The sequence below is a fragment of the Bacillus cereus group sp. MYBK220-1 genome, from assembly GCF_051916445.1.
GTDB classification, from domain to species: Bacteria; Bacillota; Bacilli; order Bacillales; family Bacillaceae_G; genus Bacillus_A; species Bacillus_A cereus.
This window is the reverse complement of record NZ_JBQAGQ010000003.1, coordinates 611,034-634,251: the sequence shown is the minus strand read 5'-3', so window position 1 is coordinate 634,251 and position 23,218 is coordinate 611,034. Positions and strand designations below refer to the sequence as shown.

Genomic DNA, 23,218 nt, shown 5'->3' with positions numbered 1-23,218 from the left:
CATACAGTGCCAATCTACCATTTGTCAATAATTGTTTAATAAAAACATAAAAATATAAGATTAATTTAAAATCTCTTCCAAGATATCTTCTGCATTTCTTACTAGTTTTGCTCCTTGCTGAATAAGATGATTCGTTCCCGATGCCCCCTCTATAAATATAGGTCCAGGAAGCGCAAACACCTCTCTATTTTGCTCTAACGCAAGGTCTGCAGTAATAAGTGTTCCACTTCTCGATTTCGCTTCTACAACTAAAACACCTTTACTTATACCACTAATAATCCGGTTCCTTTTTGGAAAATACCATTTTTTCGGTGCATAGTGCGGCGGATACTCTGTCAATAACAATATATATTCCTTCCACATTTCATATAAATGTCTATTTTCTTTCGGATACATAAAAGACAATCCATGCCCTAATATCGCAATAGTCGGGCGATGATGCCTTACTGTAATCTCATGAGACATTGTATCTATCCCTTTTGCAAACCCACTGACAATAAGCCACTCTCTTTCTAATAAGGGGTGTAAAATAAACTTCAAACTCTCATGACCATATAATGATGGTTCTCTCGTTCCAACAACTGCTAATTTATTTACTTTATTCAGGAAATCTTTCTCTCCTTTTCCATATAAAACGAAGGGAGGGTCTTGTATTTCACGTAATAATTGCGGATAATCTTCATCCCATATCGTTATATAAAAAATACGATTTCTCTCTAAATAAGATATATATTGCGGAAGATTTGAACTTTGAAGAAATTTTACTAGTTCTGAAGATTTTTTCGAGGATATTCCAGTGTAGTGTTCCATTTGTTTTTCGTTAAATTTATATATGTTCTTTAATTCTGGATCGACATATAGTAGCCTCTCCATCGCTTTCCAATAATCTGCTAGCAAGTAATGAAGATGTAATAATCTCTCTCTTTTCATCTTGATTCTCCTTACCCATAATTTTTATTATGTAAACAGAAAAAAGTGTAAAAAGACACCCTCAAGTAAGAAGGTGTCTTTCAACAGATTAATAGTTTTTACAAGTCTCAAATAAACCTTTTTCTTTTAAAACAGAGATTAGCGTTTCTCCCATAACTGCTGGAGTTTCAGCTACTTTAATGCCACAAGCTTCCATTGTTTTAATCTTTTCAGCAGCAGTTCCTTTACCGCCAGAAATGATTGCACCAGCATGGCCCATACGTTTGCCAGCAGGCGCTGTTTGACCACCAATGAAGCCTACAACAGGTTTTGTCATATTAGCTTTTACCCATTCAGCTGCCTCTTCTTCTGCTGTACCGCCGATTTCACCAATCATAATTACAGCATGTGTTTCTTCATCTTCATTAAATGCTTTTAACGCATCAATAAAGTCTGTACCGTTAACAGGGTCTCCGCCGATACCTACAGCAGTAGATTGGCCAATACCTTCTTGTGTTAACTGATGTACAGCTTCATAAGTTAATGTACCAGAGCGAGATACGATACCAACATGACCTTTTTTATGAATATATCCTGGCATAATACCAATCTTACATTCATCTGGTGTGATTACACCTGGGCAGTTTGGTCCAAGTAAACGTGTATGTTTACCCGCCATATATCTCTTTACGTTTACCATATCTAATACAGGAATCCCTTCAGTAATACATACTACTAAATCAATTTCTGCATCAACAGCTTCCATAATTGCATCTGCCGCAAAAGCGGGTGGAACGTATACAACTGAAGCGTTTGCGCCTGTTGCTTTCACTGCATCTTCTACTGTATCAAATACTGGTACACCTTCAATATCAGTGCCGCCCTTACCTGGTGTTACACCACCGACAATTTTCGTACCGTATTCAATCATTTGTTTTGTATGGAATAAACCTTGAGAACCTGTAATACCTTGAACAATAACTTTTGTATCTTTATTAACTAATACGCTCATTTTTCTCCCCCGCTTTCTATTAGCCCACTAGTGAAACAATTTTTTGTGCACCGTCTGCCATAGATTCTGCTGCAACAATATTTAAGCCAGACTCATTTAAAATTTTCTTACCTAGTTCTACGTTTGTGCCTTCAAGACGTACAACTAAAGGTAACTCAAGACCTACTTGTTTCGTTGCTTCAATAACACCTTCTGCAATAACATCACACTTCATAATGCCACCAAAAATGTTAACGAAGATACCTTTTACATTTTTGTCAGAAAGGATAATTTTGAATGCTTCTGTAACTTTTTCTGCAGTTGCACCGCCACCAACATCTAAGAAGTTAGCTGGGTCACCGTGGTAATGTTTAATGATATCCATTGTAGCCATCGCTAAACCTGCACCATTAACCATACAACCGATATTTCCATCTAAAGGAATGTAGTTTAAGTCGTATTTTGAAGCTTCAATTTCTTTTGAATCCTCTTCATCAAGATCACGAAGCTCTAAAATGTCTTTATGGCGATATAACGCATTAGAATCAAAGTTTAATTTTGCATCTAATGCCATAACTTTACCTTCGCCTGTTGTAACAAGTGGGTTAATCTCAGCGATAGAGCAATCTTTTTCGATAAACGCACGATATAAGCCCATCATAAACTTCACAGCTTGTCCTACAAGCTCTTTTGGAATATTGATGTTAAATGCAATTCGGCGCGCTTGGAAACCTTGCAAGCCTACTGCTGGATCAATATATTCTTTAAAGATTTTTTCAGGTGTTTTTTCTGCTACTTCTTCAATTTCTGTTCCGCCTTCTTCAGACGCCATTAAAACAACTTGAGAAGTTGCACGATCTAAAACTAGACCTACATAATATTCTTTTTTAATATCGCAACCTTCTTCGATAAGTAAGCGTTTTACTTCCTTACCTTCAGGACCTGTTTGATGTGTCACAAGTGTAGTTCCTAAAATGCTTTCTGCATATGTACGAACTTCATCTAAATTTTTTGCAACTTTTACTCCGCCAGCTTTGCCGCGTCCACCAGCGTGAATTTGTGCTTTCACTACACATACATCTGTTCCTAATTCTTTCGCTGCTTCTACAGCTTCTTCTACTGTAAATGCAACCTTCCCGTTCGGAACGCTAACCCCATAGCTTCTAAGGACTGCCTTACCTTGGTACTCATGGATATTCATGGTCCCATCCTCCCCTGTTTTCCTGTTTTACTCGAAAAGTTTTTTAATGTTTAAAAAACATTACATTGCCATTGTATAAGATGATTGGCACGCTGTCTACAATAAAGTGTCAGAAAACTGAAATCGCTTTATTCTTTTTCGAAAATAGTAATGTTTATATGCCAAAATAAAAAAATAAGCTGTATATTTACAGCTTATTTTTGAATCATATCTTTAATTGGTGCGAATGACTTGCGGTGTTCATCTAGTACTCCATGCACTTCAATTGCCTCTAAATGTTGCTTTGTGCCATATCCCATATGTTGCTCAAATCCATATTCAGGATACTTCTCTCCCAGTTCTTTCATCATACGATCTCTCGTTACTTTTGCTATAATGGATGCTGCTGAAATCGAAACACTTTTCGCATCACCTTTAATAATTGATGTTTGCGGAATTGGTGTAGGAAGCTTCATCGCATCAATTAATAAATGTTGGGGTGTACAAGATAAATTTGCAACTGCATCTAACATCGCTTGTTTCGTTGCTTGGTAAATATTAATATCATCAATAACTTGCGGTGATACAATTCCTACTCCAATTGCAATTGCTTGTACTTTTATTTCATCATAAAAACGCTCACGTTTCGCTTCACTCAACTTTTTCGAGTCATTTAACCCTGGAATATAAAAATCCTCAGGAAGAACGACAGCTGCCGTCACAACAGGCCCAGCCAATGGCCCACGCCCTACTTCATCAATACCCGCGATATATGTGACCCCTTTTTCACGCAAAGCATTTTCATACTTGGACATTTCAAAAAACTTCTCTTTTTCTTTCTGTTCTAACTCTTTTTGTTTATACCACTTCAAAACGAGCTTTTGAACACCTTTTCGATCATCTTTCATTAACAGTTGAAAGCGATCATCTTCTTCATTCATAATTTCTTTCAATACATTTTCCGCTTCTTTTATCGTCATAGTTTGCATTTATACAAGCTCCTTTTTAAACATATCCAAAAAGAAAAGACGCACAAACGCACGTCTTATACTTCTTCTATTTTTTCCACATCTTCCACTTGCTCTCCAAACTCTTCCGGTGTTTCAAACGTCATTTTTCCAAGTTTGCCACCACGAAGCTCACGAAGCACAAGCTCAGATGTCTTATCATAATCAATCATTCCGCCGCCCATTAAGCAGCCTCTATTTTTTCCAATTGCATCGAATAATTCCACAATATCTTCTGGAATCTCATTTAAATTATAGCGTTCTTTCAAGCGTTCTGGATAATGTTTCTCCATAAAACGTAATGCGTAAACAGCTACATCTTGTAAATTTAAAATTGAATCTTTAATTGCACCCGTTGTCGCTAAACGAAGACCCACTAATTGATCTTCAAATTTAGGCCACAGAATACCTGGTGTATCTAACAATTCCATTTCCTTCCCAACTTTAATCCATTGTTGAGCTGTTGTCACACCTGGACGATCTCCTGTTTTAGCAATATTTTTCTTTGCCAATTTATTAATCAATGTAGATTTACCAACATTTGGTATACCTACAATTAATGCACGAATCGCTCTCGGTCTAATACCTTTTGCAACCATTTTATCAAATTTTTCTTTAACAAGCACTTTACAAGCTGCTGCAATTTCCTTCATACCTTGTCCAGCTTGCGCGTTAATCGAAATTGCCATATGGCCTTTTTCTTTAAAATATGCGATCCATTGTTTTGTTAAACGATCATCCGCCATATCCGCTTTATTTAAAACAACAAGCCTTGGCTTATGTGTAATGATTTCATCAATCATTGGGTTTCGAGATGATAATGGTAATCGAGCATCTACAAGTTCAATTACAACATCAATTAATTTTAATTTCTCCGTTACTTGGCGTCTAGCCTTCGCCATATGCCCTGGAAACCATTGAATTACCATGTTGCCACCTTCTTTTTCATTTATTTCACAATACGTGCGTCTTCTAACGGCCAATATAACATATTAGCTTTACCAATTACTTGATCCATTGAAATCGTACCGATTGAACGGCTATCTTTACTAAAACGACGATTATCACCTAAAACAAATAATTGATCTTTTGGAACGGTTTTCTTGCCTGTCATTTCTTCAAGATTAAAATCATATGTAAGCGGTCCATCAGCAATTTGCTTTTTCTGCTTGTCTAAATACGGCTCCTCATAAGCCTTTCCGTTAACATACAGTTTATCATTACGATACTCTATTTCATCGCCTGGCAGGCCTATAATGCGCTTAATGTAATCTTTATCTTCTGTTGCTCGAAATACGATAATATCAAAGCGTTTTGGATCTCCAATGTGATAACCAATTTTATTCACAATCATTCGATCACGATCATGTAAAGTAGGTGCCATCGATACCCCATCTACGAGAATTGGCGCAAAGAAAAACTGTCTAATAACACCAGCTAATACAACAGCAATCAAAATTGCTTTAATCCATTCCCAAAGTGAACTCTTCTCTTTTTTCATGCATTTCCCCTCCACGGTTATGTAAACTGCTCGTATTATACCAAAATTTCATATAGATTGGAAAAAGGGAGCTTGTGCATTTACAAGCTCCCATACATGTCTTATCGAATTTCTTTAATACGTGCTTTTTTACCGCGAAGGTTACGTAAGTAGTATAACTTAGCACGACGTACTTTACCACGGCGAAGTACTTCGATTTTCGCGATTCTTGGCGTGTGAACTGGGAATGTACGCTCAACACCTACACCGTAAGAAATCTTACGAACTGTGAATGTTTCACTGATTCCGCCACCACGACGTTTAATTACAACACCTTCGAAAAGCTGAATTCTTTCACGAGTTCCCTCAACAACTTTTACGTGTACACGTAAAGTGTCACCAGGACGGAATGAAGGAAGGTCAGTTTTTAATTGGCCTTTTGTAATTTCTGCGATTAATTGTTGCATATTAAATTCTCTCCTTTAAACAGATGCTCTTATAAAGTCTTAATAAATTACAGCGGAACATCGTTAATACGGCTACTGATTTCAGTAGCACAAATGTTATAATAGCATATTACTAGGCCTGTTGCAATAGCAAATATATGAAGTTATTACTGCTCTCGCTTTATTTCCTCAAGCCATTTTTTCTCTTGTTTAGATAACTCTCTCTCATCTAACAAATCAGGTCTACGCGTATACGTTCGACGCAAAGATTCCTTATGTCGCCATTCATCAATGTTTTTATGATTCCCTGACATTAATACATCCGGTACCTTCATACCACGAAAATCAGCTGGACGTGTATAATGAGGATGCTCTAATAAACCTGTACTAAACGAATCCTCTACTTGTGAAGCATGATTTCCTAGCACACCTGGCAAGAGACGTACAACACTATCAGTAATAACCATAGAGGCTAATTCTCCGCCCGTTAATACATAGTCACCAATAGAAATCTCATCCGTTACGAGATGCTCACGAATTCGTTCGTCATACCCTTCATAATGCCCACATACGAAGATCAAATGTTCTTCCCCTGCAAGCTCTTCCGCTTTCTTCTGCGTAAATCTTTCGCCCTGCGGACACATTAAGACAACTCTAGGCTTACGCTCTGTCTCTTTCGTCAAATCTTCTACAGCATCAAAAATAGGCTGAGGAGTAAGGACCATACCAGCTCCTCCGCCGTAAGGATAATCGTCTACGCTATTATGCTTACTTGTTGTATAATCACGAAAGTTAACAACACGAAGGTTTACCGCTTCTTTTTCTTGCGCCTTCTTTAATATAGAAGATCCAAATACACCGGTAAACATGTCTGGGAACAACGTTAAAATATCAATTTTCATTATAGCAGCCCTTCCATTACATGAATGGTTACTAATTTATTTTCAATATTAACTTGAAGTACAACGTCATCGATATAAGGAATTAAGAGATCTTGACCCTTCGGGCGTTTAATTACCCAAACATCATTTGCACCAGGAGATAGAATCTCTTTGATTGTCCCTAGCGCTTCTCCTTCTTCCGTTACAACACTGCAACCAATAATTTCATGATAGTAGTATTCACCTTCAGCAAGTTCACCTAACTGCTCTTCTGGTACTTTTATTAAAGAACCTTTAAACTTCTCTACTTCATCTACATTGTTATATCCTTCAAATGTTAATAAATCGAATGTCTTATGTTGGCGATGAGAAGTTACCTTCACCGGAAGGTAGTCTGTGCCTTTCTCATTCGATATGTATAACGTGTTTCCTACTTTATATCGCTCTTCTGGAAAATCAGTACGAGAAATAACACGGATTTCCCCTCTTACGCCATGAGTATTTACAATCTTCCCTACGTTAAACCATTTTGTCATAAATAGTATGTCACCCCTGGTTTCTATATAAATTAAGCATCTCCATTTCACAGATGGAACATGCACTCTCTATTTAAATGTTAAAAAAGGGAGAGGAATAACTCCTCGCCCTTTTTTACGTTTATTGAATTTCCAGTGTTACTTTTTCATCATTATGATGTCCCACTGAATACAAGAGCATTCGAATCGCTTTCGCAACTCTCCCTTGCTTTCCAATGACTTTTCCAACATCCTCAGGATGTACAGTTAATCGATACTTTATCTCTCCGTTGCAAAGTTCCTGTGTAACTTTTACATCTTCAGGATAATCGACAAGAGGCTTGACAATCGTCTCGACTAACTTCTTCATAGTCATTGCCTCAATTACTTACCTTGTTTAGATAAGTGGAATTTCTCCATGATACCTTGGTTAGAGAATAAGTTACGAACTGTATCAGATGGTTTAGCACCATTTCCTAACCATTTTAATGCTGCTTCTTCGTTGATCTTAACTTCAGCTGGTTGAGCAACTGGATTGTAAGTTCCGATTTCCTCAATGAAACGTCCGTCACGAGGAGAACGAGAATCTGCAACAACTACACGATAGAAAGGAGTTTTTTTAGCTCCCATACGTTTTAAACGAATTTTAACTGCCATTTATAAAGCACCTCCGAATTTATTTCACACAGATAATTATATTAGCAAAAAGACTATTGCTTTGTAAAGTATTTTTTCTTAACAGAGCCATCTTTTTTTCCTTACATGAATGGAAACTTCAATCCACCTAGTCCTTTTTTCTTACCTTTTTGCATTCCCGTCATCGTCTTCATCATTTTTTTCATGTCATCGAATTGTTTAATTAGACGATTGATTTCTTGTACAGTTGTACCGCTACCTTTGGCAATGCGCTTTTTGCGACTAGCATTGATTATTTCCGGTTGTTCTCGTTCTAATTTAGTCATAGAACGAATAATTGCCTCAATATGCCCAATTTGTTTTTCATCAACTTGTGCATTTTTCAGCCCTTTAATTTTATTTGCACCAGGAAGCATTCCTAACAATTCATCAAGCGGCCCAAGTTGACGCACTTGTCCAAGTTGTTCTAGGAAATCGTCAAGCGTAAACGAAAGCGTACGCATTTTTTGCTCAAGTTCTTTCGCTTTCTCTTCATCAACTGTAGCTTGCGCTTTTTCAATCAATGTTAAGACATCGCCCATCCCTAAAATACGGGATGCCATACGCTCTGGATGGAACGCTTCAATTGCATCTAGTTTTTCACCCATACCAGCAAATTTAATCGGCGTGTTTGTTACAGCCTTAATAGATAATGCAGCACCACCGCGCGTATCACCATCTAACTTCGTTAATACAACACCTGTTAAACCTAACTGTTCATGGAAACTTTGTGCAACATTTACCGCGTCTTGTCCCGTCATCGCATCGACAACAAGGAAAATTTCATCCGGTTTCGCAACTTCTTTAACTTTCGCTAATTCATCCATTAGTTCTTCATCAATATGCAGGCGACCCGCTGTATCGATTAAAACATAATCGTGATGATCTTCTTTTGCTTTTGCAATCGCTTGTTTCGCAATTTCAACAGGACTTACTTGATCTCCTAAAGAGAATACAGGCATGTCCAATTGCTTCCCTAATGTTTCAAGCTGTTTAATCGCTGCTGGACGGTAAATATCCGCTGCAACAAGCATCGGTTTACGGTTATGCTTTTTACGAAGCAAATTCGCAAGCTTACCTGTCGTCGTTGTTTTACCCGCACCTTGCAGACCAACCATCATAATAACAGTCGGTGGCTTATTAGCAACAGCAATTTTGCTTTGCTCTCCGCCCATAAGTTCTGTAAGTTCTTCCTGTACAACTTTAATTACTTGTTGTCCAGGTGTCAAACTTTTCGTTACATCTTGTCCGACAGCACGTTCAGACACACGCTTCACAAAATCTTTTACTACTTTAAAGTTAACATCTGCTTCTAAAAGAGCTAGACGAACTTCTCTCATCATTTCTTTCACATCGGCTTCAGAAACTTTTCCTTTGCCGCGGATTTTTTGCATTGTCTGTTGAAGTCGGTCGGCTAATCCTTCAAATGCCATATTGCCGCCCTCCTAATCTAATTTTTCGATAGCTTCAACAACTTGTTTCATTTCTTCATTCACATGCTCTTCTTCGCTGATTAGCTGTTTTAGCTTTGCAACAAGTCGCTGTCGCTCTTGAAACTTTTGAAGTAATACTAATTTTTCTTCATATTCTTCAAGCATCGCTTCAGTCCGTTTAATGTTATCATACACGGCTTGGCGACTTACATCAAATTCTTCCGCAATTTCACCAAGAGATAAATCATCTAGATAATAAAGCGACATATAACTTCTTTGTTTTTGCGTTAACAACGATTGATAAAAATCAAATAAATAGTTCATTCTCGTTGTTTTTTCGAGCATGTTGGATCATCCTTTGTTAAGTGATTTCCCTTTACATGAATTAGTTTACATGTAGTCCAAAAGAGTGTCAAGTTTTTTTCTTAACATCATATATTTTTTATAGAAAAAGAAGCGGAAATACCGCTCCTTTCACTTATACTTCTTCTGTTTCTACTAAGTTCGCAAATAAACCATACACATATTGTTCTGGATCAAACTGTTGCAAGTCATCCATTTGCTCTCCTAATCCAACAAACTTCACTGGTACATCCATTTCGTTACGAATCGCTAATACAATACCACCTTTAGCAGTTCCATCTAACTTCGTTAAAACAATACCAGTTACATTCGTTGCTTCACGGAATGTTTTCGCTTGGCTTAAACCGTTTTGTCCTGTTGTTGCATCAATAACAAGTAATACTTCATGAGGAGCACCTGGTACTTCACGCTCAATTACACGCTTCACCTTCTCTAATTCTTTCATTAAATTTACTTTATTTTGCAAGCGTCCTGCTGTGTCACATAGTAATACATCTACCTTACGTGCTTTCGCAGCTTGTACAGCGTCATACATAACCGCCGCTGGATCAGATCCAGATCCTTGTTTAATCACTTCTACACCAACGCGATCGCCCCATACTTCTAATTGTTCAATCGCTCCAGCACGGAATGTGTCTCCTGCCGCTAATAGGACTGACTTACCTTCTGATTTAAACTTATGCGCCAGTTTACCAATTGTCGTCGTTTTTCCTACACCATTAACACCAACAAATAAAACAACCGTTAATTGGTCCTCTTGCATATTAATTTCGTTACTAAAATCGCTGTCGCCTTTGTAAATTCCTACTAGTTTTTCTGAAATAACAGCTTGTACTTCTTTTGGATCTTGAATGTTACGACGTTGTACTTCTTCTTTCAATTGGTCAATTAATTCCATTACCGTCGCAACGCCAACGTCTGCACCGATTAAGATTTCTTCTAACTCTTCGAAAAAATCTTCGTCCACTTTACGGTAACGATACACTAAATCATTCACTTTATCCGCAAATGAATTTCTCGTTTTTTCTAATCCTTGTTTAAATTTCTCTGTAACTGTATCCGTTTGTTTTGAAATTTTTTCTTTTAGTTTTTTAAAAAAACTCATACTTTCCCATCCTTCCTATTCACTTGCAACAAGTTCTTCTCCGGCGTCTAAACGAACCGAAACGAGTTTAGATACCCCTGATTCTTGCATTGTTACACCGTACAACACATCAGACTCTTCCATTGTACCTTTTCTATGTGTAATTACAATAAACTGCGTCTCATTACTGAATTTCTTTAAATACTGTGCAAAACGAGCTACATTCGCCTCATCAAGGGCTGCCTCTACCTCATCTAGTACACAGAATGGTACTGGGCGTACTTTTAAAATACCAAATAAAAGCGCAATTGCTGTTAAAGCACGCTCTCCACCTGAAAGTAAACCTAAGTTCTGCAGTTTCTTCCCTGGCGGTTGTGCTACAATATCAATACCCGTATTTAGTAAATCCTCTGGATTAGTCATTACTAAATCCGCTCTACCGCCTCCAAATAATTCAGAGAATACCGATTGAAACTCCATTCTAATGCCTTCAAACGTAGTAGAAAAGCGTTTTTTCATTTCTTCATCCATTTCGGTAATAAGCTGGTGCAATGTCGCTTTCGCTTCTTCTAGGTCGTCTCTCTGCTCTAGTAAGAATGTATGACGCTCCGCTACACGTTCATATTCATCAATTGCCCCTAGGTTCACTGTACCTAACTCTTCTATAGATAATTTGATTAATTTTACTTTCTTACGCGCATCTTCTGCAGGCATTGTCATTGTATATTTTAGTTTTGCCGCTTCAAATGAAATCGTATATGTTTCACGTAAATGTTGTAATCTATTTTCCAACTCTACATCAAGTCGATTTATTCTCACTTCTTGATCTTTCAACATTTCAAGAATATATTTATGTTTACCTGTCGTTTCTTTCAAATTGCGCTCTAAATGTTCTACCCTCTCTTGCAACGATACACGTTGTTCACGACGAGAGCGAATTAATTCTGAAGTTTGATTACGATCATATGCTTTCTTCTCAATCATATTCGTAATTTGCTCTTCACCACTTGAATTAGATGTCATTTCTTGTTTTAAGAACGCTAAATCCTCTTTCGTTTTTACAAGTGTCGCATCCGTTTCTTCTTTTTCCTTCGTCAATCGTTCAACTTTTTCTTTTTGATTAAATAAGCGTTGTTGCTTTTCAGCTACCAGAACTTTTAACTCCGTCATTTCTTTTTGAACTTTTTCTTTCGAAGAATGTTGCTCACTTTTTTGTTTTGTTAAAGCTACAATTTTACTATCTAACTTAGTGATATCAGCTTGAAGATTCGTTAAAATCCCTTCTAACTCCTCTTTACGCCCTTGCATTTTTACTCGATCTTGTAAAAACCCTTCAATCTCTAAATCATAAATAGACAATCGATCATTAATACGATGTTCTTCTAATTCTAGACGATTAATCTCTTCTCTTAATTTCTGCTCATCTACACGATCTACTTCTACAGTTTGCCTTAGTTCGCGTATTTTCACTTCTTTTTCTTGAATCTCTTGTTTTACTGCTTTAACAAAGTTTTCTAACTTCATTGTTTTTTCTTCCATATCAGTTAACTTGCGAGTCCACTCTTCCAGTTCACGTTGGCGTCCTAATAAAGAAGATTTCGCTTGCTTTACCGCCCCACCAGTCATAGAACCGCCAGGATTCACTACATCACCTTCGATTGTTACAATGCGATAACGGTATTGCAGTTGTTTCGCCAACTCATTTGCTCCGCGTAAATCTTTCGCAACAATAACCGTACCTAATAAATTTGAAACTACATTTTCATATTTATTGTTGTACTGCACAAGTTCTGCCGCCACACCTACAAACGATGGGTGTTGATTTGCAATGCGTAATTGCTCAAATGATAAAGACCTGCTTTTAATAACAGCTTGCGGTAAAAACGTTGCACGTCCATGTTTATTTTGCTTTAAAAATGCTATCGCATTACGAGCATGCTCCTCTGTTTGTACAACAATGTGCTGCATCGCTGCACCTAGAGCAATTTCCATTGCAACTTCGTATTCTTTCGGTACCGTTAACAGTTCCGCAACAGCACCCTCGATACCTTGCAACCTATTTTCTCTAGCTTTCAATACTTCACGTACACCTTGATAGAATCCAGAATAATCTTCTTGCATCTCTTCAAGCATTTCTTTTCGAGAACGTGCCTGTTGCACAAATTGATATGCTTGATACAGTTTTGTTTCATTTTCACTATACTGCGTCTTACATTTCCCAAGCGCCGCCTCTGTCTTCTGTATGTTTGAGAGAATGCCAGCTACTTTTTCTTTCGCTTGTTCGTAACTTTCTACAAGTTTCGTCTTTTTCGCTGTAATTTCCATACGCATTTCTACATATTTCGCATTCTCTTCATCTAGACGCTCGTTTTTAGACGTTTGCTGTTTAGATTGTTCTTCAATCATAGATAATTCATTACGATGACTAGCTTGTTGATTTAAAAGCTCAATATAGTCACCTTTTAAATTCTCAATCTGTTCCTCTAAATTGTCAGCAAAAGTAGCAAGCAGTTGCTCATTATCATGCAATTTTTGCTCCAACTCTTTTACTTCATTCACAAATTGCATTAAAGCTTCTGTACTTGACTCAATCTCACCATCGTAACTTTTAGCTTTCTCTGTTAATTCAACAATTAACTGCTCAAGTTGCGCACAATGCGTCGTAGCATTTTGCTTTCTCTCTTTTAACAACTCACGCTGCCCTTCAAGTTTTTCTAGCTCTTTACTAGAAAGAAGAAGTACTTCTTGCAACGAGTCTACAGACTCATCTACCGCTTGTAATTGTCCTCGTAATTCCTCAAGCTCTTCTTCACTTTTTTGTAAATTCGTTGACATTTTAGCTTCTTCGTTTTTATTATGCCCAAACTGATTTCGAAGCGCTTCCCATTTCTCGTGCAATTCTTCAATTTCATGGACAATAAGCGCGGCTTCTACTTTCTCTAATTCTTCTTTATTCTCAAGATAATCTTTCGCAATAGAAGCTTGTCTTTCTAAAGGTTCTACTTGACTACTTAATTCATGAATTATATCTTGTACACGATTTAAGTTTTCTTGTGTTTCTGCTAATTTCCCTTCAGCTTTCTTTTTGCGAAGTTTGTATTTTAGTACGCCTGCCGCTTCTTCAAATACACCTCGACGCTCTTCTGACTTACTACTTAAAATCTCTTCCACTTTCCCCTGGCTAATAATTGAAAAAGCTTCTCTTCCCATACCAGAGTCCATAAATAAATCGATAATATCTTTCAATCTACATGATTGTTTATTAATATAAAAATCACTATCACCTGAACGAGATACACGACGTGTTACACACACCTCATTGTATTCAATTGGTAAACGTTGATCTTCATTATTTAAAGTTATTGTTACTTCAGCAACATTAACCGCTCTCCTCGTATCACTGCCTGCAAAAATAATATCCTCCATCTTTGCACCACGTAATGATTTTGCAGATTGTTCACCAAGTACCCAGCGAATTGCATCAGTAATATTACTTTTCCCGCTTCCATTAGGTCCTACTACAGAAGTTACACCTGGGACAAAATCAACAGATACACGCTCAGCAAAAGACTTAAACCCTGCTATTTCTAATCTTTTTAAAAACACGAAAGGCCTTCCTCCTATTCTCCGTCGTTATAAATGTTCTCTATACAAAAACAAGTATTATACGGATTTACCTTCTTTTTCATTATAAACAAAAAGAAAGTTTCATTCTATGCACAAGGAATCCCCCTCATTCAAAGGGGGATTCCTTATAGTTGTTCTTTTAATTTTTTCAATGCTTCTGCAGCAGCTTGTTGCTCTGCTTCTTTTTTCGACTTACCACTACCAAGACCTAAAGCTACGTTATTTAACGTAACACGTGACACAAATTCTCGATTGTGAGCTGGTCCTTTTTCTTGCAAAATTTGATACTCAACATTGCCACTGCCATCACGCTGAATCAATTCTTGCAACTGACTCTTATAATCCATCACATGAGAAAAAGCACCCTCATTAATTTTCGGATATACAATTTCTTTTAAGAATTCCCAAACTGTTTCTAGCCCTTGATCAAGATAAAGGGCACCAATAAACGCTTCAAAGACATCCGCTAATAAAGCTGGTCGTTCACGTCCACCTGTCATTTCTTCACCTTTTCCTAATAAAACAAGGCTACCAAATGACAATTCGTTCGCAAAACGAACAAGAGATGGCTCACATACAATAGCTGCACGTAGTTTTGTTAACTCTCCTTCGCTCATTGTCGGATATTTTTGAAACAGATACTGCGATACAGTCAGTTCCAATACTGCATCTCCAAGAAATTCAAGACGCTCATTATCTTCATGCGGTTTTTTTCGATGCTCATTCACATACGATGAATGCGTAAATGCTTGAATCAATAATTTTTCATCTGTAAACGTAATACCTATCTTTTCTTGAAACACTTTAAATGCTTCACGATATTTTGTTTCGTATTTTTTTTCTCTATATTTTCGGTACGGCATAGGTCCCTCCAGATATAAGCCAGAAAGCCCCGCTAAAAAACGGGACTTCACTTAAGCATTATAGATGACTCTCTATGTAAGTCACAGCATCGCCAACAGTAGCAATCTTTTCAGCATCTTCATCAGAAATTTCCATTTCGAATTCATCTTCTAATTGCATTACAAGTTCTACTACATCTAGGGAGTCTGCTCCTAAATCTTCCTTGAAGCTTGCAGCTGGTACTACCTCAGTCTCTTCTACTCCTAAACGATCAACGATGATTTTTGTTACGCGCTCTAAAACATCTGCCATTCCATTCACCTCCCCTCAAATATTATATTAAATATTGACCAAAAAAACTAGGTGAAATCGATTCTTTTATTACATTACCATACCGCCATCAACATTTAACGTTTGACCTGTAACATATTTGCTTTGATCAGAAGCAAAAAACGTTACAGCATTCGCGATATCTTTCGCTTCACCAAATTGAGCAGCTGGAATAACTTTTAACATTTCGGCTTTAATATTCTCATCTAGTACATCCGTCATATCAGTCGCAATAAAGCCCGGCGCAATTGCATTCACTGTAATATTTCGACTTGCTAACTCTTTTGCAGATGTTTTTGTTAATCCAATAACACCCGCTTTAGCAGCAACATAGTTAGCTTGTCCTGGGTTTCCTATAACACCAACAACCGAAGCGATGTTTATAATTCTACCGTGACGTTGACGCATCATATAACGAGATACTGCTTTTGTACATAAGAATACACCTTTTAAGTTTGTATTAATAACTGTATCCCATTCTTCTTCTTTCATACGCATTAATAAATTATCTTTCGTTACACCAGCATTATTTACAAGAATATCAACTTGTCCAAATGTATCTACTGTTTGTTTCACCATATTTGTAACATCATCAGCATTTGCAACATCTGCTCTTACCGCAATTGCATCAGAACCTAATTTTTTAATTTCATCTACTACTTCATTTGCTTTTTGTTCATTACCAGCATAATTTACTACTACATTTGCCCCTTGTTTCGCTAAATCAATCGCAATCGCGCGACCAATTCCACGTGAAGCGCCAGTTACTAATGCTACCTTCCCTTTTAACATCAGTTTTCTCCTCTCAAATTTGAAATGGTATCTTTTAATGTCTCTTCATCGTATATCGCATATGCTTTTACTGATGAATCAATTGACTTCATAAGTCCAGCAAGTACTTTTCCAGGTCCAATTTCAATAAATGTATCTACTCCCTGGTTCACCATATATTCAATAGACGGGTACCATAATACAGGCGAATAAAGCTGTTCGATTAACTTTTCTTGAATGTCTGCACCACGTGTAATAACTTCCGCCGTAACATTTGCAATAACAGGAATATTCGTGTCATGAATTGTAATTTCATTTAAAACACTTTGGAACTTCTCAGCTGCCGGCTTCATAAGTGAAGAATGGAATGGCCCACTTACTTTTAGTGGAATCGCTCTCTTTGCACCATTTTCTTTCGCTCTTTGAGAAGCAACCTCTACGCCTTGCTTCGTTCCAGAAATCACAATTTGCTTGGTACTATTCATATTAGCGATTTGCACTGCATATCCTTCACTTGTTACTTCTTCTGTAACTTGTTTCAGCATATGTGGGTCAGCACCTAATATAGCTGCCATTGCGCCTTCCCCGCCCGGAACAGCTTCTTCCATATATTCGCCACGTTTCCTTACAGCATATACAGCATCTTCAAAAGTTAATGCACCAGCTGCTACAAGAGCACTATATTCACCTAAACTATGACCAGCGACAAAGTCAGGTGTAATGTCATACTCTTTCAAAGCTGTCAAAATAGCAAAACTCGTTGTTAATAATGCAGGCTGCGCATTTGTTGTTAATGTAAGCTTTTCCTGCGGTCCTTCAAAAATCACTTCTGAAAGTGAATCTTCCAACACCTCATCTGCTTTTGCAAACACTTTTGCAACCTCTTTATTATTCTCTGCTAATTGTTTACCCATTCCAACTGCCTGTGAACCTTGGCCCGGAAAAAGAAATGCTATTTTTCCCATTTCAAATCCTCCTCTTATTAGAGTGACTCTTTCTCCATTACGCTTGAAATCGTAGGAATTACTTCTTTCGCTACCATTTCTCTCGTTTGACGAATCGCACTAAATATCGACTGGTCATTAGAAGAACCATGAGCCTTAATGACAGGTGCTTTCAATCCAAATAATGCAGCTCCTCCATACTCCGAATAATCCATTTTATCTTTTAATACCATAAGTTTTGGCTTTAATACCGCCGCTGCTAATTTGCTCGTAAATGAACTCATTAACTGTTCTTTCAACATAGAGAATAGCGCAAGTGCTGTTCCCTCTAATGATTTCAACGCTACATTCCCTGTAAAACCATCACATACAACAACATCTGCTACACCTTGCAATAAATCTCTTGATTCAACGTTCCCAACGAAATTAATTGGCGCATCTTTAAGCATTGCAAATACTTGCTTTGAAAGCTCGTTTCCTTTTCCATCCTCTGTTCCAACGTTTAATAGTCCAACGCGAGGATTTTCAATTCCTCTTACCTTCTCAGCATAAACAGATCCCATTACTGCATATTGATATAAATGAATTGGTTTTGCATCAACATTTGCTCCAACATCTAACATAACAAAACCTTTTCCATCTACAGTTGGCATTGTAGGCGATAAAGCTGGTCGCTCAATTCCTTCCATACGACCGACTACAAATAATCCAGCTGCCATTAAAGCTCCCGTACTACCTGCGGATATACAAGCGTCTGCTTCTCCATCCTTTACTTGTTGTGCCGCAAGCACCATTGAAGCTTGTTTTTTTCGACGAACCGCTCTTACTGGTTCCTCCGTTGATTCTATTTTTTCGTCTGTATGAAGAATAGTAATTCGTTCATCACTCGTTAAGTATTGACGAATTTCCTCTTCTTTCCCTACTAACGTAATATGTAAATCAGAATATTCCTTAATAGCTTTCATTGCCCCTAATACTACAGCCTTTGGAGCGTGATCTCCGCCCATTGCATCTATTGCGATTTTCATAAGTTGTTACCTTCCTCACTATAATTACTAGATCGATACATTTCAAAAGTGCCTGTAAAAACAAGTTCTTCTCCAACGAAGCTACGCACTTTGACAACCGTCCGTCCTTTATCATTCTCTACATCTTCAACGCGCGCTTTTGCAACAACACGCTCTCCTAATTTTACAGGGCGAATGTATCGAATGGTAGACTTTGCAGTTAAAGCTAATTCTTCATCAATAACCGCAACAGCTAGTGAGTTTGCTTGCGCAAACAGATGATGCCCACGAGCAATTTGATTTCTTTTAAATACATGTTCTATCTTTACTTCAAAGATAGAGATTGCATGTCTATCTAATTCAATATCAATAATTTCTCCAACAACCTCTTCTAACGGTAAAGATTTCACATCTTCTTCATGTTGCTTTGTAGCTACATGTTTAATTCTCTCTCTTAATTCAGGAATAGACAATTCCATACGATCAAGTCGTACTGTTTGTATACTCACTTGAAATTTTTCCGCTAAATCTTCATCCGTAATAAAAGGATTTGATTCGATTGTTTGTTGTAATAACTCTTGTCTTTCTTTTTTACTTCTTCTTTTTTTCATACCGCACCATCCATTTTATGACTAGGTACTAACAGTAGTATATAATCATTAAAAGTAGAATGCAACAAAAACTTTTGTTGACTCCCTTTAATCGAGCTTCTCTCCTTGGAACACACCTGTCCCATCAAGATACGTACGCAAGGCAGCATACTGATCATTATGCCAAAACGCTTCTGAATCTACTAGTATCGCCGCATCTTGCCTTGCTGTTTCTAACGCTCGATAATCATGTACCATGTCAGCAACCTTAAATTCTGGTAAGCCACTTTGCTTACTCCCAAAGAAATCTCCAGGACCTCGTAATTCTAAATCTTTTTCTGACAATACAAATCCATCATTTGTTTCAGTCATTATGCGCATTCTTTCTTTCCCTGTTTCTGATTTAGGGTCTGCTATTAATAAACAATATGATTGTTCACTACCACGGCCGACACGCCCTCTAAGCTGATGAAGCTGCGATAAACCGAAACGTTCTGCATCATAAATAACCATTACAGTCGCATTCGGTACGTTCACACCTACTTCAACAACTGTTGTCGATACAAGAATTTGTACTTTATTTTCACTAAACTGTCCCATTATCTCTTCTTTTTCCTGAGACGATAATCTCCCATGCATCAATCCAACTTGGCATTTCCCTTGGTAATGATGCGTCAGCATACTATGTAAGTCGATAGCATTTTGCACATCAAGTTTCTCAGATTCTTCAATTAAAGGACAAATAACGTATGCCTGTCTTCCTTTTTTTATCTCCTTTTCAACGAAACCGAGAACGCGATCTAACATATCATGTTTTGCCCAGTATGTTTCAATCACCTTTCTACCTGCTGGCATCTCATCGATTATCGAAACATCCATCTCTCCAAATGCAGTAATTGCAAGCGTACGCGGAATTGGTGTCGCTGTCATAAATAATACATCTGGACTTTCACCTTTCTCCCGTAAAACTCGGCGCTGCGCTACACCAAATCGATGCTGTTCATCTGTAATAACGAGACCCAACCTATGAAATATAACTTCATCTTGAATTAAGGCATGCGTTCCAACAAGAATATCTATTTCTCCTTGTTCTAACTTCGCTAAAATTTCTCGACGTCTCGCCCCTTTAACAGAACTTGTTAACAGTTCCACCTTCATACCAAAATGCGAAAACGTTTCAGCAAGCGACTGATAATGTTGCTCAGCTAAAATTTCTGTAGGAACCATTAAAGCACCTTGATAATGGGCTAATTTCGATGCATAAAGGCCAATCGCAGCAACAACTGTTTTCCCAGAACCAACGTCACCTTGCAATAGTCGGTTCATCCGATAAGGAGATGTCATATCTTTCAAAATTTCATCTACAACTCGGCGCTGCGCACCCGTTAATGGAAACGGCAGTGCATCGATAAATTCTTGTAATTCTACTGACGGAATCTCTTTCTTCGTCCCTTTTGAATTTTCCCTCTCCATTTTCCGGAGCGTTTGCATTTTCAGCTGAAATAAGAAAAATTCTTCATATACAAAACGGCGACGCGCTTGCTTCAAATCTTCCTGTCCTACCGGAAAATGCAATGCCCTAAGCGCTTCATATCTTGGTAATAATTTATATCGCCCTAACAAACCATCCGGTAACACTTCGACTATAGAATCTCCATATTCCTTTAACGCTTGAGCAATAAAACGACGCATCTGTTTTACTGTAAGTTTCCCCTTTACTGAATAAACAGGTTCCACTTCTTGTTGACGTACAACCGGCCCAAAATGAAGTTCTGATACAGCAATTGTTTGACGATGTTGATCCCATTTACCAGTAATCGTTACCGTTTCATCTAACTTTAATTTTTGCTTATAGTAAGGCCTATTAAAACATACCGCCGTAATTAAATAACGACCGACGAGAACACGAACTGTTAAACGCGATTTCTTCTTACCATAATATTGCAGCAAAGGAGCACTATGAATCTTCCCTTCAACCGTTACACGTTCATCATGCTTTACTTCAGCAAGATCTTTCATCGCATAATCTTCATAACGGTATGGAAAATGTTCTAATAGATGAGAAACTGTATAAATACCCATCTCATGTAGTAACTCAGATGTTTCTCCTCCGATCCCCTTTACATCCGTAACAGGAACTTGTACAACATCATTCAAGATTCTCACACCCCGTCACATTATTTTCTTTATTGCATTTTATTTGAGTACCAATTAGCATCTGTAATCGCTCTCTTTCACCTTATATATTCTATCATAGGCATTCTAAGAGAAACTACTCAAATCCCTTATATAAAACAAGTAAAAAAGAGCCTCACTATTAGCAGCAAGGCTCTTTTCTCTCTTCAATATGCTAGCCTTTTGAATAAAAACTAGTAATAAACTTCATATTACTACTTCTTATCCATTAGCAAGTAAGTAATCCATTTATTTTCAAAACGAATCTTATCTTATTCTACAGAGAAGATGAAAGAATACACTGGTTGGTTTCCAGCATGCACTTCTACTTCTGCATCTTCAAATTTCTCTTCTACAAATTCAACTAACTCCGCTACTTCTTCGTCAGTTGCATCCTCACCTTGTAGAATCGTTACGATTTCAGAATCTTCATCAATAAGCGCTTCTAGTAATTGCTTCGCAGCTCCTACTTTTTCAGCATTTGTAGATACAATTTTCCCATCTGCAATACACATGAAGTCATCTTTTTGAATTGCTACACCATCAATTTCCGTATCACGTACAGCATACGTAATTTGACCTGTTTTCACATGAGATAAAGCTTCTTGCATGTTTTCTTCATTCTCTTCTAACGTTCCAACTGGGTTAAATGCTAACATTGCTGCCATACCTTGAGGAACTGTTTTCGAACGAACAACAATAACTTCTTGATCTACAACTGATGCCGCTTGTTCTGCTGCCATTACAATATTTCCGTTATTCGGTAAAATAATGATTTTTTCAGCATTTGCTTCTTCAATTGCCTTCACGATATCCTCCGTACTTGGATTCATCGTTTGACCACCTTCGATAACTTTCGTTGCGCCGATGCTCTCAAATAAAGTTTTAATACCAGACCCCATAGCTACAGTTACGATACCATATGGTTGTTTTTCTTTCGATTGAGCTGGTTGTTCAGGAACCATAGTAGGTTCATCTAATAAAGCAGTATGCTGTTCACGCATATTTTCTACTTTAATCTTAATTAAACTACCGTATTTTTGCCCGTAGTTCATAGCGTCTCCAGGATGTTCTGCATGGATATGAACTTTTACAATTTCATCATCAGACACAACTAGTAGAGAATCACCATATACACTAATATCTTCACGGAATTTTTGTTCAGAGAAATTATGCTCTTTCACCTTTTCAGCCTCTAATTTCACCATGAACTCCGTACAATATCCATACTTAATATCTTCTGTACTCAATTGGCTTTGTACACTACGGTGATGTTCTGCGCGTACCATTTCATTCATAGATGGTTGCGTCGGTGCATCAGAAGAAATCGTTTCTCCTTTTAAGTCAGCTAAAAATCCTTCGTATACCACTACAAGACCTTTACCACCGCTATCTACAACGCCAACTTGTTTTAATACAGGTAATAAATCTGGCGTACGATTTAACGATGCGTTTGCTTCTTTCACAACGTCTTCCATAAACAAAACAAAGTCGCGCTGTTTTTTCGCAACTGTTACTGCATATTTACCCGTTTCTCTTGCAACCGTTAAAATCGTTCCTTCAATCGGTTTCATAACCGCTTTATAAGCCGCCTCTACTCCAGCTTCTAGTGCTGCAGCAAAATCAACTGTTGTTAATTCTTCTTTTTGTTCAATGGATTTAGAGAAACCACGGAACAACTGAGATAAAATAACTCCAGAGTTACCACGAGCTCCCATTAATAATCCTTTGGCTAAACTTACGCCGACTTTACCAGCATGCTGTGAAGGGTTTGCTTTCACTTCACGCGCACCTGAAGTCATAGATAAGTTCATGTTTGTACCGGTATCGCCATCTGGAACTGGAAATACGTTTAATGCATCAACAAGCTGAACATTGTTTGTTAAATTATTCGCTCCTTGCATGATCATTTGTGATAAACGTTTTCCATCAATTTTTTGAATTGACACAGATTTTCCTCCTTAATG

23 protein-coding genes are annotated in these 23,218 nt (G+C 37.6%); all 23 read right to left on the bottom strand.

Annotation, left to right across the window (positions count from 1 at the left end):
- Window positions 1–60: 60 nt before the first annotated feature.
- The 23 genes from dprA to ACTFRU_RS16960 all read right to left on the bottom strand — a co-directional run bounded on the left by dprA (window position 61) and on the right by ACTFRU_RS16960 (window position 23,200).
- Window positions 61–930, bottom strand: coding sequence for a DNA-processing protein DprA (gene dprA / locus ACTFRU_RS17070; RefSeq protein WP_000818043.1), 870 nt, complete (start codon window positions 928–930; stop codon window positions 61–63).
- 88 nt (window positions 931–1,018) lie between these two features.
- Complete coding sequence (gene sucD, locus ACTFRU_RS17065; protein WP_000115178.1) at window positions 1,019–1,921, bottom strand: succinate--CoA ligase subunit alpha; 903 nt, start codon at window positions 1,919–1,921, stop codon at window positions 1,019–1,021.
- Between the two features lie 19 nt (window positions 1,922–1,940).
- Window positions 1,941–3,101, bottom strand: a complete 1,161-nt coding sequence (gene sucC, locus ACTFRU_RS17060; protein ID WP_001020791.1) for an ADP-forming succinate--CoA ligase subunit beta — start codon at window positions 3,099–3,101, stop codon at window positions 1,941–1,943.
- A 194-nt stretch (window positions 3,102–3,295) separates the two neighbouring features.
- Window positions 3,296–4,069 (bottom strand): ribonuclease HII, encoded by a 774-nt coding sequence (locus tag ACTFRU_RS17055; RefSeq protein ID WP_001194265.1) that lies wholly within the window; start codon window positions 4,067–4,069, stop codon window positions 3,296–3,298.
- 56 nt (window positions 4,070–4,125) lie between these two features.
- Window positions 4,126–5,016, bottom strand: coding sequence for a ribosome biogenesis GTPase YlqF (ylqF, locus tag ACTFRU_RS17050; RefSeq protein ID WP_000236704.1), 891 nt, complete (start codon window positions 5,014–5,016; stop codon window positions 4,126–4,128).
- A gap of 20 nt (window positions 5,017–5,036) precedes the next feature.
- Window positions 5,037–5,588, bottom strand: coding sequence for a signal peptidase I (gene lepB / locus ACTFRU_RS17045; protein WP_000711853.1), 552 nt, complete (start codon window positions 5,586–5,588; stop codon window positions 5,037–5,039).
- A 101-nt stretch (window positions 5,589–5,689) separates the two neighbouring features.
- Complete coding sequence (gene rplS, locus ACTFRU_RS17040; RefSeq protein ID WP_001186516.1) at window positions 5,690–6,034, bottom strand: 50S ribosomal protein L19; 345 nt, start codon at window positions 6,032–6,034, stop codon at window positions 5,690–5,692.
- Window positions 6,035–6,180: 146 nt separating this feature from the next.
- On the bottom strand, window positions 6,181–6,915 hold the full coding sequence (gene trmD / locus ACTFRU_RS17035; RefSeq protein WP_000686903.1) for a tRNA (guanosine(37)-N1)-methyltransferase TrmD: 735 nt from the start codon (window positions 6,913–6,915) through the stop codon (window positions 6,181–6,183).
- Window positions 6,915–7,430 (bottom strand): ribosome maturation factor RimM, encoded by a 516-nt coding sequence (rimM, locus tag ACTFRU_RS17030; RefSeq protein WP_000170278.1) that lies wholly within the window; start codon window positions 7,428–7,430, stop codon window positions 6,915–6,917. The genes trmD and rimM overlap by 1 nt, the downstream gene beginning before the upstream one ends.
- A 121-nt stretch (window positions 7,431–7,551) precedes the next feature.
- Window positions 7,552–7,779 (bottom strand): KH domain-containing protein, encoded by a 228-nt coding sequence (locus tag ACTFRU_RS17025; protein WP_000737401.1) that lies wholly within the window; start codon window positions 7,777–7,779, stop codon window positions 7,552–7,554.
- Window positions 7,780–7,793: 14 nt separating this feature from the next.
- Window positions 7,794–8,066 carry a 30S ribosomal protein S16 gene (gene rpsP, locus ACTFRU_RS17020; protein WP_000268750.1) on the bottom strand — a complete coding sequence of 91 codons (273 nt, stop codon included), beginning with the start codon at window positions 8,064–8,066 and terminating at the stop codon, window positions 7,794–7,796.
- A 101-nt stretch (window positions 8,067–8,167) separates the two neighbouring features.
- Entirely contained in the window at window positions 8,168–9,517 is a 1,350-nt protein-coding gene (gene ffh, locus ACTFRU_RS17015; protein ID WP_440037719.1) for a signal recognition particle protein, read from the bottom strand.
- 12 nt (window positions 9,518–9,529) lie between these two features.
- Window positions 9,530–9,862, bottom strand: coding sequence for a putative DNA-binding protein (locus ACTFRU_RS17010; RefSeq protein ID WP_000891062.1), 333 nt, complete (start codon window positions 9,860–9,862; stop codon window positions 9,530–9,532).
- Window positions 9,863–9,995: 133 nt separating this feature from the next.
- Window positions 9,996–10,985, bottom strand: coding sequence for a signal recognition particle-docking protein FtsY (gene ftsY / locus ACTFRU_RS17005; RefSeq protein ID WP_000007655.1), 990 nt, complete (start codon window positions 10,983–10,985; stop codon window positions 9,996–9,998).
- Between the two features lie 15 nt (window positions 10,986–11,000).
- Window positions 11,001–14,570: a chromosome segregation protein SMC gene (gene smc / locus ACTFRU_RS17000; protein WP_000478974.1), complete on the bottom strand. Its 3,570-nt coding sequence runs from the start codon at window positions 14,568–14,570 to the stop codon at window positions 11,001–11,003.
- 146 nt (window positions 14,571–14,716) lie between these two features.
- Entirely contained in the window at window positions 14,717–15,454 is a 738-nt protein-coding gene (gene rncS, locus ACTFRU_RS16995) for a ribonuclease III (protein WP_001146875.1), read from the bottom strand.
- 58 nt (window positions 15,455–15,512) lie between these two features.
- The gene (gene acpP, locus ACTFRU_RS16990; protein WP_000786062.1) at window positions 15,513–15,746 is read right to left on the bottom strand and encodes an acyl carrier protein; all 234 of its coding nucleotides are present in this window, start codon (window positions 15,744–15,746) and stop codon (window positions 15,513–15,515) included.
- Between the two features lie 69 nt (window positions 15,747–15,815).
- Window positions 15,816–16,556: a 3-oxoacyl-[acyl-carrier-protein] reductase gene (gene fabG / locus ACTFRU_RS16985; RefSeq protein WP_000911773.1), complete on the bottom strand. Its 741-nt coding sequence runs from the start codon at window positions 16,554–16,556 to the stop codon at window positions 15,816–15,818.
- Window positions 16,556–17,500, bottom strand: coding sequence for an ACP S-malonyltransferase (fabD, locus tag ACTFRU_RS16980; protein WP_000515899.1), 945 nt, complete (start codon window positions 17,498–17,500; stop codon window positions 16,556–16,558). Before fabD ends, fabG begins: the two co-directional genes overlap by 1 nt.
- Before the next feature lie 17 nt (window positions 17,501–17,517).
- Entirely contained in the window at window positions 17,518–18,507 is a 990-nt protein-coding gene (gene plsX, locus ACTFRU_RS16975) for a phosphate acyltransferase PlsX (protein WP_088361887.1), read from the bottom strand.
- Window positions 18,504–19,097, bottom strand: a complete 594-nt coding sequence (gene fapR / locus ACTFRU_RS16970) for a transcription factor FapR (protein WP_000747348.1) — start codon at window positions 19,095–19,097, stop codon at window positions 18,504–18,506. Before fapR ends, plsX begins: the two co-directional genes overlap by 4 nt.
- Before the next feature lie 87 nt (window positions 19,098–19,184).
- On the bottom strand, window positions 19,185–21,233 hold the full coding sequence (recG, locus tag ACTFRU_RS16965) for an ATP-dependent DNA helicase RecG (RefSeq protein WP_001000813.1): 2,049 nt from the start codon (window positions 21,231–21,233) through the stop codon (window positions 19,185–19,187).
- Window positions 21,234–21,523: 290 nt separating this feature from the next.
- Window positions 21,524–23,200: a DAK2 domain-containing protein gene (locus ACTFRU_RS16960; protein WP_000027129.1), complete on the bottom strand. Its 1,677-nt coding sequence runs from the start codon at window positions 23,198–23,200 to the stop codon at window positions 21,524–21,526.
- Window positions 23,201–23,218: the final 18 nt, after the last annotated feature.

What these genes read in the sequence shown, in the direction of transcription:
- dprA (WP_000818043.1), bottom strand. Translation starts at nt 930, where the DNA reads ATGAAAAGAGAGAGATTATTACATCTTCATTACTTGCTAGCAGATTAT.
- sucD (WP_000115178.1), bottom strand. Translation starts at nt 1,921, where the DNA reads ATGAGCGTATTAGTTAATAAAGATACAAAAGTTATTGTTCAAGGTATT.
- sucC (WP_001020791.1), bottom strand. Translation starts at nt 3,101, where the DNA reads ATGAATATCCATGAGTACCAAGGTAAGGCAGTCCTTAGAAGCTATGGG.
- ACTFRU_RS17055 (WP_001194265.1), bottom strand. Translation starts at nt 4,069, where the DNA reads ATGCAAACTATGACGATAAAAGAAGCGGAAAATGTATTGAAAGAAATT.
- ylqF (WP_000236704.1), bottom strand. Translation starts at nt 5,016, where the DNA reads ATGGTAATTCAATGGTTTCCAGGGCATATGGCGAAGGCTAGACGCCAA.
- lepB (WP_000711853.1), bottom strand. Translation starts at nt 5,588, where the DNA reads ATGAAAAAAGAGAAGAGTTCACTTTGGGAATGGATTAAAGCAATTTTG.
- rplS (WP_001186516.1), bottom strand. Translation starts at nt 6,034, where the DNA reads ATGCAACAATTAATCGCAGAAATTACAAAAGGCCAATTAAAAACTGAC.
- trmD (WP_000686903.1), bottom strand. Translation starts at nt 6,915, where the DNA reads ATGAAAATTGATATTTTAACGTTGTTCCCAGACATGTTTACCGGTGTA.
- rimM (WP_000170278.1), bottom strand. Translation starts at nt 7,430, where the DNA reads ATGACAAAATGGTTTAACGTAGGGAAGATTGTAAATACTCATGGCGTA.
- ACTFRU_RS17025 (WP_000737401.1), bottom strand. Translation starts at nt 7,779, where the DNA reads ATGAAGAAGTTAGTCGAGACGATTGTCAAGCCTCTTGTCGATTATCCT.
- rpsP (WP_000268750.1), bottom strand. Translation starts at nt 8,066, where the DNA reads ATGGCAGTTAAAATTCGTTTAAAACGTATGGGAGCTAAAAAAACTCCT.
- ffh (WP_440037719.1), bottom strand. Translation starts at nt 9,517, where the DNA reads ATGGCATTTGAAGGATTAGCCGACCGACTTCAACAGACAATGCAAAAA.
- ACTFRU_RS17010 (WP_000891062.1), bottom strand. Translation starts at nt 9,862, where the DNA reads ATGCTCGAAAAAACAACGAGAATGAACTATTTATTTGATTTTTATCAA.
- ftsY (WP_000007655.1), bottom strand. Translation starts at nt 10,985, where the DNA reads ATGAGTTTTTTTAAAAAACTAAAAGAAAAAATTTCAAAACAAACGGAT.
- rncS (WP_001146875.1), bottom strand. Translation starts at nt 15,454, where the DNA reads ATGCCGTACCGAAAATATAGAGAAAAAAAATACGAAACAAAATATCGT.
- acpP (WP_000786062.1), bottom strand. Translation starts at nt 15,746, where the DNA reads ATGGCAGATGTTTTAGAGCGCGTAACAAAAATCATCGTTGATCGTTTA.
- fabG (WP_000911773.1), bottom strand. Translation starts at nt 16,556, where the DNA reads ATGTTAAAAGGGAAGGTAGCATTAGTAACTGGCGCTTCACGTGGAATT.
- fabD (WP_000515899.1), bottom strand. Translation starts at nt 17,500, where the DNA reads ATGGGAAAAATAGCATTTCTTTTTCCGGGCCAAGGTTCACAGGCAGTT.
- plsX (WP_088361887.1), bottom strand. Translation starts at nt 18,507, where the DNA reads ATGAAAATCGCAATAGATGCAATGGGCGGAGATCACGCTCCAAAGGCT.
- fapR (WP_000747348.1), bottom strand. Translation starts at nt 19,097, where the DNA reads ATGAAAAAAAGAAGAAGTAAAAAAGAAAGACAAGAGTTATTACAACAA.